General features: G+C 56.8%; 18 protein-coding genes. 4 read left to right on the plus strand and 14 right to left on the minus strand.

The features are described from left to right. Window positions 1–263: 263 nt before the first annotated feature. The gene (gene tet / locus DXD77_RS09695; RefSeq protein ID WP_117648536.1) at window positions 264–2,201 is read right to left on the minus strand and encodes a TetM/TetW/TetO/TetS family tetracycline resistance ribosomal protection protein; all 1,938 of its coding nucleotides are present in this window, start codon (window positions 2,199–2,201) and stop codon (window positions 264–266) included. 415 nt (window positions 2,202–2,616) lie between these two features. Here tet and DXD77_RS09700 point away from each other — a divergent pair, with 415 nt between their 5' ends. Then, the gene (locus DXD77_RS09700; protein ID WP_117648537.1) at window positions 2,617–2,796 is read left to right on the plus strand and encodes a cysteine-rich KTR domain-containing protein; all 180 of its coding nucleotides are present in this window, start codon (window positions 2,617–2,619) and stop codon (window positions 2,794–2,796) included. A 23-nt stretch (window positions 2,797–2,819) separates the two neighbouring features. Beyond that, complete coding sequence (gene rlmN / locus DXD77_RS09705) at window positions 2,820–3,809, plus strand: 23S rRNA (adenine(2503)-C(2))-methyltransferase RlmN (RefSeq protein ID WP_117648538.1); 990 nt, start codon at window positions 2,820–2,822, stop codon at window positions 3,807–3,809. Window positions 3,810–4,368: 559 nt separating this feature from the next. On the opposite strand, the gene DXD77_RS09715 is transcribed toward rlmN, so the two are convergent. The 13 genes from DXD77_RS09715 to DXD77_RS09785 all read right to left on the minus strand — a co-directional run bounded on the left by DXD77_RS09715 (window position 4,369) and on the right by DXD77_RS09785 (window position 14,722). Beyond that, window positions 4,369–4,896, minus strand: coding sequence for a type IV secretory system conjugative DNA transfer family protein (locus tag DXD77_RS09715; RefSeq protein ID WP_199409034.1), 528 nt, complete (start codon window positions 4,894–4,896; stop codon window positions 4,369–4,371). Beyond that, window positions 4,893–5,444: a hypothetical protein gene (locus tag DXD77_RS09720; protein WP_051923562.1), complete on the minus strand. Its 552-nt coding sequence runs from the start codon at window positions 5,442–5,444 to the stop codon at window positions 4,893–4,895. Before DXD77_RS09720 ends, DXD77_RS09715 begins: the two co-directional genes overlap by 4 nt. A 56-nt stretch (window positions 5,445–5,500) precedes the next feature. Beyond that, on the minus strand, window positions 5,501–6,034 hold the full coding sequence (locus DXD77_RS09725) for a hypothetical protein (RefSeq protein ID WP_033500213.1): 534 nt from the start codon (window positions 6,032–6,034) through the stop codon (window positions 5,501–5,503). A gap of 201 nt (window positions 6,035–6,235) precedes the next feature. Beyond that, window positions 6,236–7,531: an ATP-binding protein gene (locus DXD77_RS10615; RefSeq protein WP_233506796.1), complete on the minus strand. Its 1,296-nt coding sequence runs from the start codon at window positions 7,529–7,531 to the stop codon at window positions 6,236–6,238. A 5-nt stretch (window positions 7,532–7,536) separates the two neighbouring features. Then, window positions 7,537–7,785 (minus strand): AlpA family transcriptional regulator, encoded by a 249-nt coding sequence (locus DXD77_RS09740; RefSeq protein ID WP_117648539.1) that lies wholly within the window; start codon window positions 7,783–7,785, stop codon window positions 7,537–7,539. A gap of 78 nt (window positions 7,786–7,863) precedes the next feature. Further along, window positions 7,864–8,082, minus strand: coding sequence for a helix-turn-helix domain-containing protein (locus DXD77_RS09750; RefSeq protein WP_073293326.1), 219 nt, complete (start codon window positions 8,080–8,082; stop codon window positions 7,864–7,866). Window positions 8,083–8,820: 738 nt separating this feature from the next. Next, entirely contained in the window at window positions 8,821–9,240 is a 420-nt protein-coding gene (locus DXD77_RS09755) for a YjdF family protein (RefSeq protein WP_117648540.1), read from the minus strand. Between the two features lie 504 nt (window positions 9,241–9,744). Then, complete coding sequence (locus DXD77_RS09765; protein ID WP_075844146.1) at window positions 9,745–10,707, minus strand: Abi family protein; 963 nt, start codon at window positions 10,705–10,707, stop codon at window positions 9,745–9,747. A gap of 113 nt (window positions 10,708–10,820) precedes the next feature. After that, window positions 10,821–11,099: a hypothetical protein gene (locus DXD77_RS10435; protein ID WP_129583900.1), complete on the minus strand. Its 279-nt coding sequence runs from the start codon at window positions 11,097–11,099 to the stop codon at window positions 10,821–10,823. 232 nt (window positions 11,100–11,331) lie between these two features. Further along, window positions 11,332–12,162 (minus strand): class I SAM-dependent methyltransferase, encoded by an 831-nt coding sequence (locus DXD77_RS09770; RefSeq protein ID WP_117648541.1) that lies wholly within the window; start codon window positions 12,160–12,162, stop codon window positions 11,332–11,334. A gap of 115 nt (window positions 12,163–12,277) precedes the next feature. Further along, entirely contained in the window at window positions 12,278–12,883 is a 606-nt protein-coding gene (locus DXD77_RS09775) for a class I SAM-dependent methyltransferase (protein ID WP_055251058.1), read from the minus strand. Next, on the minus strand, window positions 12,870–13,499 hold the full coding sequence (locus DXD77_RS09780) for a class I SAM-dependent methyltransferase (RefSeq protein ID WP_117648542.1): 630 nt from the start codon (window positions 13,497–13,499) through the stop codon (window positions 12,870–12,872). Before DXD77_RS09780 ends, DXD77_RS09775 begins: the two co-directional genes overlap by 14 nt. Window positions 13,500–14,281: 782 nt before the next feature. Next, window positions 14,282–14,722 carry a MerR family transcriptional regulator gene (locus DXD77_RS09785; RefSeq protein ID WP_117563602.1) on the minus strand — a complete coding sequence of 147 codons (441 nt, stop codon included), beginning with the start codon at window positions 14,720–14,722 and terminating at the stop codon, window positions 14,282–14,284. Between the two features lie 15 nt (window positions 14,723–14,737). On the opposite strand from DXD77_RS09785, the gene DXD77_RS09790 reads away from it, so the two are divergent. Together DXD77_RS09790 and DXD77_RS09795 are read left to right on the plus strand one after the other, a co-directional pair. Then, window positions 14,738–15,367 (plus strand): flavodoxin family protein, encoded by a 630-nt coding sequence (locus tag DXD77_RS09790; protein ID WP_197032839.1) that lies wholly within the window; start codon window positions 14,738–14,740, stop codon window positions 15,365–15,367. Between the two features lie 63 nt (window positions 15,368–15,430). After that, window positions 15,431–16,195, plus strand: coding sequence for a carboxymuconolactone decarboxylase family protein (locus tag DXD77_RS09795; RefSeq protein ID WP_055251066.1), 765 nt, complete (start codon window positions 15,431–15,433; stop codon window positions 16,193–16,195). Window positions 16,196–16,306 lie beyond the last annotated feature (111 nt).

Here is a 16,306-nt window from a genome sequence, read left to right on the forward strand (position 1 = left end):
GGCCGTGTTCCGCTATGCGGTTGTCAATTTGCGAAAGAAATTATGCGTCACCCTGGAAAGGTGCAGACGCAGAGCGGATGTACCTTTCCAGCGAGGGCGCAGGGATAGCCGCAAAGCGGCGCAAGGGGCGCAGCCCCTTGTACGGAGCGGAGCGACGCAAACGGCCCGGACTTTCGGAAGTCCGGGCCGTAGCCTCGCAGGGCGCACTTCTATACATGGTCGCAGACCATGTATAGAAGTGCGCCCTTTGTTCCAAAGGGATTTTATAAGTCCATCATTGATGGGAGAATTTTGTTGAACATATGGCGCACCTTATCAATCCGGGTGTTTGGGCGGCGTGGCTGAAAAACTGGTTCGCCGCTGGCGATTTGATACCCCTTCAATTCTGTTAAACAAACGCTTCTCCCGTTTGTATAAAAGGTGAGGTCATTGCGGTACTCTTGCACACAGCGGGCAGGGATTTCGCCAGTAAAAATCACCTCGCTGTTTTTAACCTGGGTCGTTTCAATACTCGCGCGATATTTTGGTGCGTCATGATAAGCTCTGGAGAGATATTCCTGCGGCGCATAGAGTGTAAAAGAAAGATATGGTTCCAATAGCTGCGTCCCCGCCTTTTTCAACACCTGCTCCAATACAATAGGTGCCAATGACCGAAAGTCTGCGGGAGTGCTGACCGGACTATAATAAAGCCCATACTCAAAACAGATTTTACAGTCCGTTACCTTCCATCCATACACGCCTTGTTCCAGACCGTAGCGGATACCATCCAATACAGCGTTTTGAAAACTCTGATTCAAGTATCCAACGGAAACTTTGCTCTCATACTGCACTCCGGTGCCAAGGGGGAGAGGGGTGACGGACAGCCCGATGGACGCCCAGAATGGATTGGGCGGCACTTCGATATGAATGGTGTGACTTACCGCTTTCAATGGCCTCTCCATATAGATGACGGTAGGTTCTTTTGCAGTTGTGTTGAGCTGATATTTTTCCACCAGAAGATCAGAGATAATTTCCAATTGTACCCGGCCCAAAAAGGAGAGAATGATCTCATGGGTCACAGCGTCTACTTCATAGCGCAGAAGCGGGTCGGTATCCGCAATTTCTGTCAAGGCGTTTAACAAGCGTTCCCTCTGTTCTGGTTTCTCTGGTGCAATTGCTGTCCGCAGCAAAGGGAGAGGATTGTCGCTCCACGTTTCACGGGGCAGCAGCAGTTTGTTTCCCAGCACATCATTCAGCCGCAAACTGTCGCAGGGTACAATGACGATCTCGCCCGCATGGGCAATCTCTGTTCGGACAATCTCACCCTTTGAGGGGATACGCATTTCCGTAATTTTCAGTTTTTCTTTCCCTGCCAAGGCTACGGAATCCCGCAAATGAAGCGTACCGCTATACAACCGCAGATAGGCAAGGCGTTGGCTCTGGTTTGCGTACTCAACTTTGAACACAGTTCCGCACAATTCAGAGCTGTTCTGCCCGGTGGGTGATTGGAATGTATCTGTGACCGCTTCAATGAGTTGTCGGATTCCCAAGTTTACCTTGGCACTGCCATGATAGACCGGAAACAGAGAGACGCTTTGGATTCTCCTGTTTTCCTCCCGCAGAAGTTCTTCTTTGTCCATTGGTTCTCCGGCAATATATTTCTCCAACAATTCATCACAGTCCGCAATCACGGTATCCCAATTCTCCAGCCCCATGTTTTCCATGATGGATATATCCGGGGAAAGCTGCACGTTCTGCTTAATAATCATATTTGCGGAGAGCTTATCTCGGATAGACTGATACACACCTGGCAGGTCAATCCCGTCCTGGTCGATTTTGTTAATAAAGATAACAGTTGGGATTTTCATTACTTGCAGAGCATGAAACAGAATACGGGTCTGCGCCTGAACGCCGTCTTTTGCAGAAACAACCAAAATCGCTCCGTCAAGAATGGCAAGGGAGCGATAGACCTCCGCTAAGAAATCCATATGCCCAGGAGTATCCACAATGTTGACCTTACAATCGTGCCACTGAAAGGAAGTGACCGCCGTTTGAATGGTGATTCCACGCTGCCGCTCTAAAAACATGGTGTCCGTTCTCGTTGTTCCCTGATCCACACTGCCGGGCGCCTCGATTGCTCCGCTGGTATATAACAGGCTCTCCGTCAAGGTCGTCTTACCTGCGTCTACATGAGCAAGAATGCCAATATTGATGATTTTCATATGATTGTCCTCCATACAAGGCCCAGAAGGGCGCAAAAATCCCCAGCGACAAATACTTTTACCGCTGGGGATGATAGGTAGGACACACATGAAAACTGCGGCCAAGGCTGGCCGTTGTCTATCACGATATGAAATGAAAAGGCAAAAGTATTCTTAAATTGGGTACAAAAACCAAGCCCTCTCCTTGAGGACGTTTGTCTTTGTTCCCATTATCAAATTTTATTTAAGAATACCTTGCCGCATATTGATAAACTCCTTTGCTTGGATTTTTATAGTATAGCATATCAAATTCCCAAAAGCAACCCTGTTAAGATAAATTTTTTCTGTCACTGCACCTCCATATCTCTCTCGTGTATACTCCATACGCAACTCTTTTCAATTGACCTGCATTTTTTTGCGCAAAAGGAGAAATATTATGCTTGAAAAATATTGGATAAAATGTCCAATTTGTAACCGAAAGACGAGGGTTCAAGTATTTTATAATACGGTATTAAGAAATTTTCCTCTTTTCTGCCCTAAATGTAAATTAACGCATATCGTTGATGTTGAAAAACTAGAAATCATAATCAAAAACTCTGAAAAACAAACTTTTTAATTTTGAAAAGGAAGGATATTTAAATGAAACACTTACCTAAAAGTACACCTACGGAAATATTGAATGACCCATACGGATTTACTTACAAAGAAATGTCGGAAGTAATTGGAGAGGATAAAGCAAGAGCCTTATATACGGAATTGTATAAACAGCCATTTCACAAAGAAAATCTATCAATATCAACAAAAAAAGTCTATAAAAGTAGCGATACTGAAAAGTATGTTTATGAATTGAAAGATAACAGGTATATTGAAACGGTTTTTATTAAACGGCGAGATGGTGGGACTGTTTGCGTAAGTACGCAAGTTGGTTGTTCTGTTGGCTGTATTTTTTGTGAGTCCGGACGCAATGGTTTTGTTCGTAATCTAACACCGTCTGAAATTGTGCAGCAGGTTGTATTGATACGTCAAAAAGTAAATCGTATCGTTTTTATGGGAATGGGAGAACCTTTATTCAATTACGACAACTTGATTGCAGCAATCCATATTCTTCGAGATAGAAATGGACTTAACTTTCCAACCGACGGCATTACCGTATCAACAGTTGGTCCAGTTAATCAATTAAAAAAATTGCGCGAAGAACATCTAAAAATTCAGTTGACAATATCTTTACATGCAGCAACACAGGCTGCGAGAAACTGTATCATTCCTCATATGCACATGTACGCTATTGAAGATGTTGTTAAGCAAGCATTGTCCTATTCTCAAAGGCATAATCGAAAAGTGGTATTTGCGTATTTGCTTTTACCAGGTATAAATGACCGTTCCTCAGATATAAGGCAACTTGCAAAATGGTTTAAGGGCAAAAATGTTATGATTAACGTGCTGCAATACAACCCGACGAGTAATTCAAAAATTAGAGCACCACAAAAACAAGAAATGGTTGCGTTCAAACATCAATTAGAGCAAACAGGACTTGAAGTTACCATGAGAGTTTCTCATGGTAGAAAGATTAAAGCAGCTTGTGGACAGTTAGCTAATACATATAATAAAGCCAAAAAACAACAGAAATAATTTAATTAAAAGAGCCAGACGCACAGACGCAGAGCCGATAATATGCAGTTTGAAATACTGCTGTTATCGGCTCTTTTTTGATTTTAATTTGTGCCCCTAATAACCATATTGGAGCAAAATCAGAACTGTTGCTTGTCGTTCTTTGATTTCCGCAGCAGCTTTGAAAAATCAAAGCCGCCGTTTCTTTTTATCTTCTAATGAAATGACGCGGTATCACTGTTAAAAGCGGCGGCTAAAGGAGGTAGCCGCCATGAAGCACATACCCTATCGACAAAATCCGACGGTCATTGACATATCAAAAAAAGCCCGACCACCGCCGGGAACCTCTCTACCCTTGACTATGAACTGTCTAATCATCTAAATACTGCTTACAATACCTATACGCCTGTCCGGGCTTTTCGGACAGGCGTATTTTGCTGCTCAAAAAATTTTTTGAAAAAATTTCAAAAAATCTTCGGCGTTTTTCAAAAACGCCGTATTGCCCCGCGAAAAGGGGGAAGCACCACCAACTTTCCAACGAGAAAGGAGGTGAGAATGTGGAACCTAATAGCAGGGAGTTTTACAAATATAGTGACCCTTTCGGGTCGGTCACGAAGAAGCTGGCGTTGGCCTGCAGGAGGTTCGGCTTGACGTAGTAGCGCGTCTTGCCGGTGCCGGGTCCTCCCACCACGAGCACGTTGTCGTTGGTGTCGGTGGAGAGGTCGAACCTGCGGCTCACGAGGCGGATGCGCGCGTTGTCGGTGAGGATGATGTTGTTGTCGGGGTCCTTGGGGTCGCCGAAGGGCGCGATGTCCTTGCGCGTGGCCCACCTGGAGCTACCGTGCTCCTCGCCGTCGCGCCGGGCCCCCTTGGTCCCCAGTGAGCGGGCCCAGGCGAGGAGCGCGCCGCACGCGCAGGCGGTCCCGGCGCACAGGGGAACCGCCTCCGCGGAGAAGACGCGCCCCGCGCGGAGCGCCGCGGGGATCGCCGCCATGGCGGCCTCCGGGTCGAGGATCGGGCTCGTGCCCGACGCCGCGATTGCCGCGGCCGCGAAGTCTCCCGCGGCGAACGCCGCCGCGGCCAGCGCGGCCGCCGCCTGCCACCTCATCTCTCGGGCCCCTCGATCTGGCGCGGGCCGCGGTCCCGGCCGATGCCCTGGCTGTGGGCCCTCGACGCCTCGCGCGCCCGCTCGGCGCGCTCCGCCAGCCGCTCGGGCGCCTGGCGCCTCTCGGCGATCTCGGAGAGCCGCTCCCTTGCGCGATCGGCGGCCTTTCCCGTCTCTTGCTCCAGCTGGCGGAAGGCCTCGTCGACCTCGGGGGCGTCCTCCACCTTGAAGAGCAGCCAGTCGCGGCCCTCGCCGGGGATGATGTGGTGCTCGACCGACGCGGCGCGCAGCTTGTCGGAGACGACCTCCTTGATCGTCGCGTACTCGGGAAGCCCAGAGAGCTCCTCGAGGCTGAGCTTCGCGTAGGCCGGCACGCCGTCGGCCGCGATGGGCTCGGCGCGCCCGCCGGCGATGGTCCCGCGGATTCCCGCGAGGCGCTCGGAGAGCTCCCTCGCGCTGCGCGCCATTGCCTCGGCGCCGGCCTCCTGGCCGATCCTCAGCATCCAGTCGAGCAGCTTGCCGCCCGCCTCGTCCCCGTAGTCGCTCGCCATCCCGCGCCTCCCTTCCAGTCGAGATGAAAAAGGGCGCCTTCGCGCCCCGGTCGTCCCTATTCGGCCCCGACGGCCCTCTCGCGCGCCATTGGGGCGCGGGCTTCCTGCCCGGCGTGCGCGCGGCTCGCCTCGCGGGCGGACGCGGCGCGCTGCGCCAGCGGCTCGGGAGCCTTCTCGTGCAGATGGGCCCACTCGCCGCTGCGGCACTGCTCCGGCGTCGCCTCGCACATGTCGCGCATGGCGCGCTCGAACCGCTCGGGCTCCTGGGCGATGGCGCCGAAGCTCCAGCTCTCGAAGCCGGTCCACGCGTCGCCGTCGCGCTTGAGCGTCCACCACTCGTCGCCGCCGTTCACCTGCTGGATGAACGCGAGGTCGCGGTAGCAGAACCCCTGGCGTATGGCCCAGTTGCCCGAGCCGAGCGCCTCGCGGAGCCTGTCGACGCTGTCCGTGCGGGAGAACTCGTAGGGGTACTCCTCGAGGAACGGGTCGTCCTGCCAGTCGAAGCCGCCGACCTTGAGCCAGCCGTTCTCCTGGCACTTCTCCACGAGCCCGTCGTGCTCGCGGCCGGTTATCCTCTCGAAGCCGTCCATGGGCCCTCCGCCTTTCGTTTGTTGCTTGGCGGGCGGCGTCCTCGCGATGGGGGCACGGTGCGAGTCGGAGCAGGCGTGCGTGCCGGCGCGTCGGCGCCGCCCAAGACGTGTATAGCGATTTCGATTGCGGCGGGCATCGGGGCCGCCTGCGATGGGTCGAGCTGGGTCGAGCCGTCCGCGCCTCCACGGGAAGCGCACAAGCTAGCCGAGGCGGCGCCTGTCCCTTCCGCCCAGGTAGACGGTCCTGCAGGTCTGGGAGATCCTGCTCGCGATCGCCTCTGCCGTGACGCGCTCGCCGCGCCTTGCGAGCCTGTCCGCCAGCGCGCCCGGCGCGTAGTTCGACGTGACGATGGTCGGGCGCATGTCCTCGTAGCGCGCATCGAGCACGCTGAACACGGTGCCGACGGACCATTCCGTCGCGTCCTCCTTGCCGAGGTCGTCGAGCACGAGGACGTCGCACTTGGCGTACCGCGCGACGGCGGCCTCGGTGCCGCCCTCGTCGAACGTGGCCTTCACGCGCTCGAGCATGCCCTTGGCCGTCGTGAAGGCGACGTCGTAGCCGGCCTCGGCGAACAGCCTGGCCATGGCGGAGGCGGCGTGCGTCTTGCCGGCGCCGACGCCCCCGTGTATGTAGAGCCCGGCGCCCCCGTTGCCCGCGAACGAGGCGATGTACTCGGCGAACTCGGGGCGGTCGGCCTCGGCGGCCCAGTAGCGCCTGGGGATGCCCGCGCGCGAGAGCGCCTTCTCCCGGCGGGCGGCCTCCTCCTTGGCGGCGAGGGCCGCGCGCCTTCGCGCCTCGGACTCCCGCTCGCTGGCTGCGCCCTCGCACGGGCAGGGGGCGGCGGAGACCCAGGCGACCCTGCCCGCCAGCGCCGCGCCGAGCGGATCGAGGGCGGCGCCGCAGTGCGGGCACGCCCTCGGCTCCGGCTCGTCGAAGGAGAGCCCGGCCGCACGGGCCTGCTCCAGGGTGATGAGTCCCGCTCGGTCCATCGGGCGCCCCTTCCTTATCTTCTGAAGTCCTTGTTGTCCCTTTTGCTTATTGGGTGGCATATCGTCAGGGGTTCGGGCTGCGAACCCTGACGGTTCGTCACCCTTGTTCTCGGCGAACCCTGTCATTTCGTCACCCTTTCGCGCCGGGAACCCTGACGAACCGTCAGGGGTTGCCAGCGCTCCGGGCGGCAGCCTCTCGCGCACGATGCGGTACCGCTTGGTGGCGTGCCCGCGTGCCGGGGCGTGCACGCCGCACTCCTCGATGAGGCCCCGGTCGAGCAGGTCGCGGATGGCGCGGTGGACGCTGCGCTCCTGCACGTTGAGGAAGCGGGCCAGGCCGCCCTTGCTCTCGAAGTAGCCGCACCCGGCGTCGCAGAAGCCGAAGATGCGCGCGTAGACGAGCAGGGGAAGGCCGGAGAGGCCCAGGTCCGCCATCATGAAGTGCCGTACCGTCGTGAACTCGCGCGGGGAGGGGCCGTCGCGCCCCTTCGGGCCTGCGGCCGCCATCGGCGCTAGCCCCTTCTGGGCGAGCCGACGACGCTGTTGCGCTCGACCCATGCGACGAGCTCGTCGTGCAGCACGATGCCGTCGCGAGTCTTGCCGCCGATGTAGCGGATCGGGAACGGGTCGTCGGGGTCCTTGGCGAGCCGGTACATGGCGTCGCGGCTGATGCGCAGCATCGCGCACGCCTCGTCGGCGCCGAATATCGCGTTGGTCGATGCGATGAGCCACACCTGGCTCCTGCTAATGCTCTTGGTCATGGTCGTCCTCGAGCTCCTTTCGTCTCGAGGCTCCCTCGCGTGCCCGGCCGCGGGCGGCTCCTGGGGCGGTCGCCGCCGTCATTTCCTGCCGCTCCTCGACTCGATGTAGGCGTCCACTGACGCCCTCGACACCAGGAGCTTCCTTCCGAGCCTGTACGAGTCGATCTCTCCCGACCAGATGAGGTCGTACGCCTTGTTTCGGCTCGCCCTCATGTACTGCTGCATCTCGATCACCGTCATCCATTCGTCGCGGCCCTGGTTGTTCTCGGGCGCGGCGCATTCGGCTGTGCGTGCCATGGTTCCTCCAATCTTCCCGTGCGGCACCGTGCGGGCACACCGCGCGGCACAGTGTCCCTTTTCGTCTGCGCGACGATTGAACCGCCTGCTGGCGCATCGCGCGCATGACGGGAACGGAGACGGGTCGAGGTGGGTCGAGCTGGTCGGGCCTCCACGAAACGGCCATGAGCCGCGTGCCTTAGCTCTCAGCTAAGTCCCTGAAAAGTAAAAGGCGCCCATGCGGGCGCCTGCCTAGGAGCGATGTTCGTTCGGTTGTGGTTGGAATGCTTCTCTTCCGCGGTGCTGTCGTCCGGGGTCCGGCATCTGTCGTTCGCCTCTTCTGTCGTGTTTGATGTTGTGTGTTATGCGAGCGACCTTGCGCGGGCCTGCCGGCCCGTTGCCCCAGGTGCACCCGGGTAAATGGTACCCATCCGTTGGAACATGGACATCGCGGGAGGGCTGTTTGGGCAAGCTAGGATGGATGAGCGGCGGGGTTCTAAATGCAATAATTCGAGCTAAAGGGCCTTGTACTCTCTTTTGTAAAACGCGAGGGTGCAATAAACTCGACGATCCCCCTGAACCTTTTCTGAACGAATCAGCTCTTAGGCGGTATGACGCGACACGCATCGGTAGTGCTCGGACTGGGTTAGTCATCGAGTGGGTATAGAACATACGTTCTGTATAACGTTATAGCACCAGGTGGCAGGCGTAGTTTCAATCGAAGCTACGCCTGCTGCTATATATGGGTTGATGGTGGTATCAATGACCGCGATGCTTCTGTTTGCGCTTCAGTTTTCGCTGCTCGAAGCGCGCCTCCGCCTCATCCGCACGACGCTGGCTTCTTGCTTGAGCCGATTCCCGCTTCATCGTCTCCCGCTGATTCGCGAGCGCCTGCTGCGCCTTGGTGCTCATCGCCGGCTGCTTGAGGGCTTTCGCCGCCTCGCGGGCGCGTCTCTTGGGGTTCTTCGCGGGCTCGCTCGCCTCGGACGGATCGTCACCGAAGAACGCGAGCTTCGCCCATTTGCTTGTAACGAATCGCAGGATCTCCTCATCGGACGGTTCTGCGCCGAAGACGATGCGGGCGACGCCGTACCTGCCGTCCTCGACATGCTCCGCCAGCCCGACCCAGAATTGGCCGTCGTGATATACGGTCAGGGTGGACGACACGCTGATCTGCATGGCTGGTTCCTCCTTTATGTAGATGACCATGCAGAGAAGGGACAACCAAGGAGGCAGGTTACTGATGCGGACTCCCGCACGCCCACGACTACCCGACGGGGACTGTGTTTTCATCTCTGGTGCCCGCATTGTAGCACGCGCGGATTCACGATGTTGATTGCCGGCGCCTAGACGGAGATGAAGGCGGTTCGATCTAGGTCAAGCCGGTCGCTCGTTCATGAAGCGGCCGATTCCCTGAAAATAAAAGGCGCCCACGAGGACACCTACAGGCTATCTTCGAACTAATTGGTTGGGGCAGACGGAGGAAAAAAATAGGGCAGAATCGCTCTCACGATCCCGCCCCGCAAACCCGAGGGTTTCTAACTGGCTCCATTATTCCGGGCTTCTCAGTTCTGTCATTGACCCAGGTATCATCCGTCTCCTATAGCGAGTGAATATAAAAATAGGGCAGAGTCGCTTGCGCAAGTCCGCCCCTAAAACCGTGAAGGTTTTGCTATCTGCAGGCTATTCTACCAACCCGAGCGATTCTGTCAACCTGCGAAGGAACTCGAGCGCGGAGCGAGCTGCGGCGTCGGGCCCCTTGTCGGGCAGCGCCTCGGTTTCGCCGTCGGCCCTGGCGAACATCTCGGCGAGCTCGGATGCGGCGCGCGAGCGCGAGGAGCCCTCGGGTACCAAGCCGGAGTGCGCCACGAGCACGGTCGCGACCTCCTGCATGGCCGTATTCCCCATCCACTTCCTCCTGGTCGCCTTGGGAATCCCCACGGCGGCGACCCTTCGGGAGACGCCGCTGGACGCCGAGCCCCGGGCGGCGCCCCTCTCGGCGAAGCAGTTGATCAGGCACGAGCCGTGCGCGGCGCAGTTGCGGACGGACTTCACGCGCTTGAGGTCGTAGTGGGAGGCCTCGAGGCGCCTGTCGCCCCATCGCCTGGCGCAGAAGCGCACGAAGTCGATGAGGGTGCCGAACGAGGTGAGCTCAAGGAAGGCCCAGGCAGGCATGTCGCCGGAGTACTTCGCGTAGAGGCTCGAGCTGTAGGGGCTGCGGCCGCTCATCTTGAGCTCGCGCAGGCGGTACTCCCTGTTTGCAGTGGTAAGCGATGCCATGTAGTCGGCCACGATGGCGTAGCCGTCCTCTCCACGGTCCTCCATCTCGCGAAGCAGTGTCACCTTCTGGAAATGCTCGATGTCGAGCGTCATGCCGAGCAGGGCGTGGCGCAGCTCCTGGTCGAGCGCCGCGAGCAGGCGCAGCTGGCCGAAGTCGAGGTCTACGTAGCGGCCGTCGCGCGGGCCTCCCTCGTATTTCGAGAAGAGTTTGCGGTAGGATGCGAGCTTGAAGAAGTTGCACTTGTCGCGCAGGTAGTCCGCGGCCTCTTCCTCGGAACACAGCTCGAAGGCTACGCCCTTCTGCTTGAGGTGCTCTATCTGCTGCTCGATCGTGAGGATCGGCTTCCTATCGTGGGGTTCGGCCATGCTCGGTCTCCTGTCATTGATTTGAGAATCCTATTCTACCAGCATGTTTGCCCTGAATCCTGAAGGCCCGTTCGCCAACTCATAAGCAAGCCACCTGAGACTACTCACTTTGTTCACGAATGGCGAAGACCTGCGACCTGGGGTTTTGCAAATGGCGCGCAAGCCACCCGCGTTAATTCACTTGCGATTGCAGCTGGCGGCTTGCGGGCAAAAGGGCGGTTGAGTTTCAAAACGGGCGTTTTCGGCGCCATCGAGCCTCCAAAGGCGACCCGCCGCGCACTTTGGGACAAAAACAAAAACTCAAAGCCCTGAGTTTGAAAAAAGTTTTTGAGGTTGTCCCAGCTTTTGTCCCCGAAGCCGACGAAACGCGACATCGCGTCATTCGGCGGCACGCGTTCCGTGTCGATGCCGAAAACTGGGTATAACTGGAGTGACGGGACGGCAGAACCGACGCCATCGAGTGGGAATAGAACATACGTTCGATAAAATAATATAGTATCAGATAGCGGGCACGGTTTCAATTGAATCCGTGCCCGCTGCTGTATGCGTGTCCTTGCACGCCCAATATGCGCCGTAAAAGCCGTCTTCTTCGACGTCAAAGTGAATGCGCTTCGTTTTCGCCTCTCAAAATCTTATTTTCACGATTTGCATTTTCATCCCGTTGTCACCGACCCTTGCGAGAAACCGGAAAAAGCAGCTGACAGAAGAGTCTCTCAAATCGTTGTAGCCCAGCATATAGCCGCGACTTGTGACCTGCAGACGGCTGTCCCACGTGCCGATTTCCTTGGCGGCATCCGAAACCGCAAAATATGCCCCCACATCCTTGATTTTTGCAGTCTTAAGCCATGTTTTTGCGATCATCTTTACCGCCGTCCGATTGGCAGCATCAAAGACCAGCACACTGCCGAGGAAAGCGTCCGCCATCCCCCGCACCAGTTCCCGGACCTGCTGGGTCAGAAAGTAATAGAACACCCCGGAGGCAAAGAACACCGCCCCGCGGGAGGCATCGATTTTGCTAAACCATGCGGTGTCTTTCAGGTCGCAGGGGATATTTTGTTCTCGATCCCCGGCGGGCAGTAGCTGCTGCCGCAAGGCAATCACATCCGGGAAGTCCAGATTGTAGATCTTGCATCTACCGTTGTCGCAGGTTCTGCCGGTGTTGTCCAGCCCGCAGCCCAGATTGACCACCGCCGCATTGGGGTGGCCTTTCAGGTAATCCCGCACCTCGAAAGCAAGATCACTCTGCCGTGTGGCCACCTCCAGCGCACCAAAGCGCTGTATCAGGCTGCGGGAGTTTTTCTCTGCCTCTGAAAAGTCGTAGTCGATCTGGTCGAGCAGACGAACCGCTGTTTCATCCCTGTAAAGGTTCGGGTACAACTCCGTACACAGCTTCCGGGAATACAGCGGGAGGATCAGCGTCTCCTGCACGGTGTTTTTCTCAATTTTACATTTCATAGGTTTCTTCCTCAGTGAATAAAAACTGTCATAATTGCCGCCAGCATAGCCGCTATGACCGTCATGCCTATCGCCATGTGCAGGATGGATGCAAAAATGCCCGTGCTTGATACCCCTACTTCCGCGCCGTGACGCAGAGCCACTTTTTCTTTTTGTGTATCTGCACCTCGTGAAAACCCGCCTGCTCCAGACATGCCTTTAATTCAATGTCCTTGTAGATGGTCATGCCGCCGATGATCTGCGTCCACCTCTCGTCCTTGTCCGTATCGCCATTGCTCTCGTTGCAGATAAGAATTGTCCCGCCTGGCTTCAGCGTCCGCCAGACCTCACGGAAGCATCGGGGCAAATCAGGCCAAAAATAGACGGTCTCAAAGGCCGTGGCGGCATCGAAGTAGCTATCCTCAAACACCATATCCGCCACACTGCCTTGCAGAACGGCGCAACGCCCCTCCTGAATTGCAATTCGGTTGAGCTTTCTAGTCTTCTCCACGCTGACGGGCGAATAGTCGACGCCCTTGACGACGCCATGCGGGCATTTTTTCAGCAGCCGTTTTATGTTCGCCCCGCCGCCGCAGCCGCAATCCAGCACCTTGGCATTTGGCGCAAGTCGTAGAAATCGAAGTCCCCACCGCGCCACAGGGCTGTGGCCCAGATTCATCATGGCAACCATAAGTTTTCCGCCGAGGCCCACGGGCTTACGGGTGTTTTCAAAGAACGACATCTGGCCCCTCCGATTTCGTGCATTCCGCATAGGTCAATGGGAACGAGGCCTTCAGCACCGCGCTTTTCTGCACCGCCCAGCCGTTTTGACGCAGGAAACGCAGGTATTCCTCGCTTGTCCACCTGCTGTGGAGGGGGAATCCCGCCATACTCATGAAAAAGGCTTTTGCCTTGCCGGAAACCGAGTTCCCCGCGTGGGTGAAGGTTGGCGCGATGAGCACGCCGTCGTCCTTCAGTACCCGCCTGATTTCTTGCAGTGCCTTTTCCGGATGCGGCACTATGTGAAGCGCGTTGGACGCGATCACCACTTCGAAGGACTTCTGTGCATAGGGCAGGCGGAACATATCTTGTACGGAAAAGTGCAGCTTTGCGGATTGATTGTCCCGCTTTGCTTCAAGGATCATCTGTGCAGAAGCGTCCGTAGCCTCGATGTGCACCGCCGCATCCACGATGCTCTTTGCGATAAGCCCCGTGCCGGTGGCAACCTCCAGTACGGTTTTTGCTTTCACCACCGGCCTGATCAGCTCATACATCTTCTCATACGCCGCCCGGTCCTTTCGCATGAAACGGTCGTACCGACCGGCATTCTTGTCCCAGAAGCCATTGCGTTCGTGCATGGCTATCGCCCCCCAAACAGTTAGAGCAATCTAACTATAACACACGAATCATGCAGTAAGATAAGGCTAACCTTATTTCTTGGCCAAGACGCATCTCTTCGGTTTTGCTTATAACGGTGTGAGTCAGATACTAAGCTGGAGCTGAAGAAGGAGCTTGGCGGACAGGTAGGTCGATACCGGTTCCCGGAACGGTGATCCAGCCAATTACACCAGGGCTCTAGTCATGCAGGTAAACCCAATCCATGACGGGAAATAGGTCCTTTTCTCTAGCTCGACGTCTTTCGGAGCTTGACGATTTGGACTGATGGAGGTGAGAAGTCCCTCACTGCGCCAATACCAGAAGATTGCGCTATAGACATCTCTCCGACCCTTTGAATCACCCCTTTTCACGCCACCCGCTACGAACCCCGGCGGAAACTAGGGAGTGATTAAAAAGGCGACCTGCGGTTTTGCGAATCAATTGAGTCATTCACAAAATCGCGAATTAAGGGCCTGATTCGCCCAAATTGCGCACGAATTGGCCCTTAGGCGGTACGACGCGACACGCATCGACAACACTCGGCCTGGATTAGTCACTGAGCGGGAATAGCGGGAACTGGCTTTTGAACTCGCGTTTTGATACCGTCGAGTACCGCCTGATGCTGTTTCGGCGCCGCCATAGAGTAAAGCCACCAGCGAAATAACGGGAATAAAAGCCTCCGGACCCTCTGGTTCGGAGGCTATCTTTTTGCATATCTGCCTAAAACGACTCCTTGCCAAAGCCCCTTGAGCATCGGGCGGCATTATTGAGTGTGGGCGTTATCGTAGGTATTTTTGATTTCTTCTGGTAAATTATCGGGAATCAGCGCCTTCACTCTATCCTCGTTGCCATCTTGGATTGCCTGCTCGTAGTACCAGCATTTGAACTTCAGCATGTCGAGCGCGCGGTTCATGTTCACGATCTCCGACTCCATGTGGGCCTTGCGCTCCTCGAACATGGCCTTGCGTTTGGGGTATGTTGAGGGACCCTCTGCGCACCATTCCATGAACAGCCGGATGTCCTTGATCTCCATTCCAGCCTTCTTTAGGCATTCGATGACCCGAAGCGCTTCGAGTTCCGTATCGCTGAATCGGCGAATGCCGGATGCCCGCTCCAGCCCCGGGAACAATCCCTGCTTGTCGTAATATCGCAGCGTTGAAGCGGGCAAACCGAACATTTCCGCCACCTGTCCGATTGTGTACATGGCTCCTCCGAAACAATGTCGAATTCATTCCTTGACCTAAAGTCAGGTTTAGGTATTACCTTCATTCTCGTCAATGTAAATCGGGAGCGCAAGGGGTATTCCGTAATGGGCAAAACGGTTTTGATAGTTTCTTCAAGTCCACGAAAGAATGGCAATTCCGAGACGCTGGCGGAGGCTTTCGCCAACGGCGCGCGGGAGGCAGGTCACAGCGTTGAGACCGTGCGTCTGCGCGAGAAGCAAATGGGCTTCTGCAGGGGCTGCCTTGCCTGCTTAAAGTTGGGGCGTTGCGTCATCCAAGACGATGCCGTGGAAATTGCCGCCAAAATGCACGATGCGGATGTGCTGGTGTTTGCAACGCCCGTCTACTACTACAGCGTCTGCGGCCAGCTCAAAACCATGCTGGACCGCGCTAACCCGCTTTTTGGCTCCGATTATGCATTCACCGAGGCATATCTGTTGGCGACGGCGGCGGAGAACGGGCGCTCGACCTTCGACGGGGCGAAAAAGGCGATGCAGGGATGGGTTGACTGTTTCTCCCGCTGCACGCTCGCTGGAACGGTTTTCGCCGGCGGCGTGAACGGCGTGGGCGAAATCGCCGGGCATCCCGCTCTGGAGCAGGCGCGGCGAATGGGCATGGGAATCTAGCCGGGCTGTTTGGCCGCGCGGAAACAGATTTGTGCCAAAACTATCGACAGGAGGAAATCGATCATGGCAGTTAAACAGACGGCAGGCAGAGACGCCCTGGGGGAGTTCGCTCCCAAATTCGCACAGCTCAACGACGACGTGCTGTTCGGCGAGGTGTGGAGCCGAGAGAGTGAGCTCTCCCTGCGCGACCGCAGCGTGGTGACGGTGGTTGCCCTGATGTCGCAGGGGCTGACGGACTCTTCGTTCAAATATCACCTGATGTCCGCAAAGAACAATGGAGTGACCAGGACGGAGATAGCGGAAATCCTTACGCACGCGGCGTTTTATGCGGGTTGGCCCAAGGCGTGGGCTGCCTTCCGCATGGCGAAGGAGGTCTGGGCGGCCGACGATGCCGCCGACGCAAGGGCTCAGCACCAAAACGAGATGGTTTTCCCCATCGGTGCCCCCAACGACGCCTTCGCGAAGTACTTTATCGGGCAAAGCTACCTCGCGCCCCTTTCCACCGAGCAGGTCGGTGTCCACAACGTGACGTTCGAGCCCGGCTGCCGCAACAACTGGCACGTCCATCACGCCAAAAGCGGCGGTGGGCAGATCCTCGTCTGCGTGGCTGGTCGAGGGTTTTACCAGGAGTGGGGAAAGCCGGCACAGGAGCTGCGCCCCGGCGACGTGGTCAACATCGCCCCGGGGGTGAAGCACTGGCACGGCGCCGCGCCCGACAGCTGGTTCTCGCATCTCGCGTTGGAGGTTCCGGGCGAGGAGACCTCCAACGAGTGGCTGGAGCCCGTGGGCGACGATGCATACCTTAAAGCGACCAACAAGGAGGCTTAAGCACCGTCGCCCGTCCGCGCCGCCGAGAGCAGCGCGCCCAAATCTGCCTGAATCGCCTCTGCCTTGCTTCCGAGCTGCAGCGGAGCCGAGCCGCCCGAGATGTTTACGCTC

The sequence above is a fragment of the Collinsella sp. TM09-10AT genome, assembly GCF_003436275.1.
Lineage (GTDB): Bacteria > Actinomycetota > Coriobacteriia > Coriobacteriales > Coriobacteriaceae > Collinsella.

Coding starts and splice junctions, on each gene's coding strand:
- tet (WP_117648536.1), bottom strand. CDS start 2,201: ATGAAAATCATCAATATTGGCATTCTTGCTCATGTAGACGCAGGTAAG.
- DXD77_RS09700 (WP_117648537.1), top strand. CDS start 2,617: ATGCTTGAAAAATATTGGATAAAATGTCCAATTTGTAACCGAAAGACG.
- rlmN (WP_117648538.1), top strand. CDS start 2,820: ATGAAACACTTACCTAAAAGTACACCTACGGAAATATTGAATGACCCA.
- DXD77_RS09715 (WP_199409034.1), bottom strand. CDS start 4,896: ATGAGGTGGCAGGCGGCGGCCGCGCTGGCCGCGGCGGCGTTCGCCGCG.
- DXD77_RS09720 (WP_051923562.1), bottom strand. CDS start 5,444: ATGGCGAGCGACTACGGGGACGAGGCGGGCGGCAAGCTGCTCGACTGG.
- DXD77_RS09725 (WP_033500213.1), bottom strand. CDS start 6,034: ATGGACGGCTTCGAGAGGATAACCGGCCGCGAGCACGACGGGCTCGTG.
- DXD77_RS10615 (WP_233506796.1), bottom strand. CDS start 7,531: ATGGCGGCCGCAGGCCCGAAGGGGCGCGACGGCCCCTCCCCGCGCGAG.
- DXD77_RS09740 (WP_117648539.1), bottom strand. CDS start 7,785: ATGACCAAGAGCATTAGCAGGAGCCAGGTGTGGCTCATCGCATCGACC.
- DXD77_RS09750 (WP_073293326.1), bottom strand. CDS start 8,082: ATGGCACGCACAGCCGAATGCGCCGCGCCCGAGAACAACCAGGGCCGC.
- DXD77_RS09755 (WP_117648540.1), bottom strand. CDS start 9,240: ATGCAGATCAGCGTGTCGTCCACCCTGACCGTATATCACGACGGCCAA.
- DXD77_RS09765 (WP_075844146.1), bottom strand. CDS start 10,707: ATGGCCGAACCCCACGATAGGAAGCCGATCCTCACGATCGAGCAGCAG.
- DXD77_RS09770 (WP_117648541.1), bottom strand. CDS start 12,162: ATGAAATGTAAAATTGAGAAAAACACCGTGCAGGAGACGCTGATCCTC.
- DXD77_RS09775 (WP_055251058.1), bottom strand. CDS start 12,883: ATGTCGTTCTTTGAAAACACCCGTAAGCCCGTGGGCCTCGGCGGAAAA.
- DXD77_RS09780 (WP_117648542.1), bottom strand. CDS start 13,499: ATGCACGAACGCAATGGCTTCTGGGACAAGAATGCCGGTCGGTACGAC.
- DXD77_RS09785 (WP_117563602.1), bottom strand. CDS start 14,722: ATGTACACAATCGGACAGGTGGCGGAAATGTTCGGTTTGCCCGCTTCA.
- DXD77_RS09790 (WP_197032839.1), top strand. CDS start 14,738: ATGTCGAATTCATTCCTTGACCTAAAGTCAGGTTTAGGTATTACCTTC.
- DXD77_RS09795 (WP_055251066.1), top strand. CDS start 15,431: ATGGCAGTTAAACAGACGGCAGGCAGAGACGCCCTGGGGGAGTTCGCT.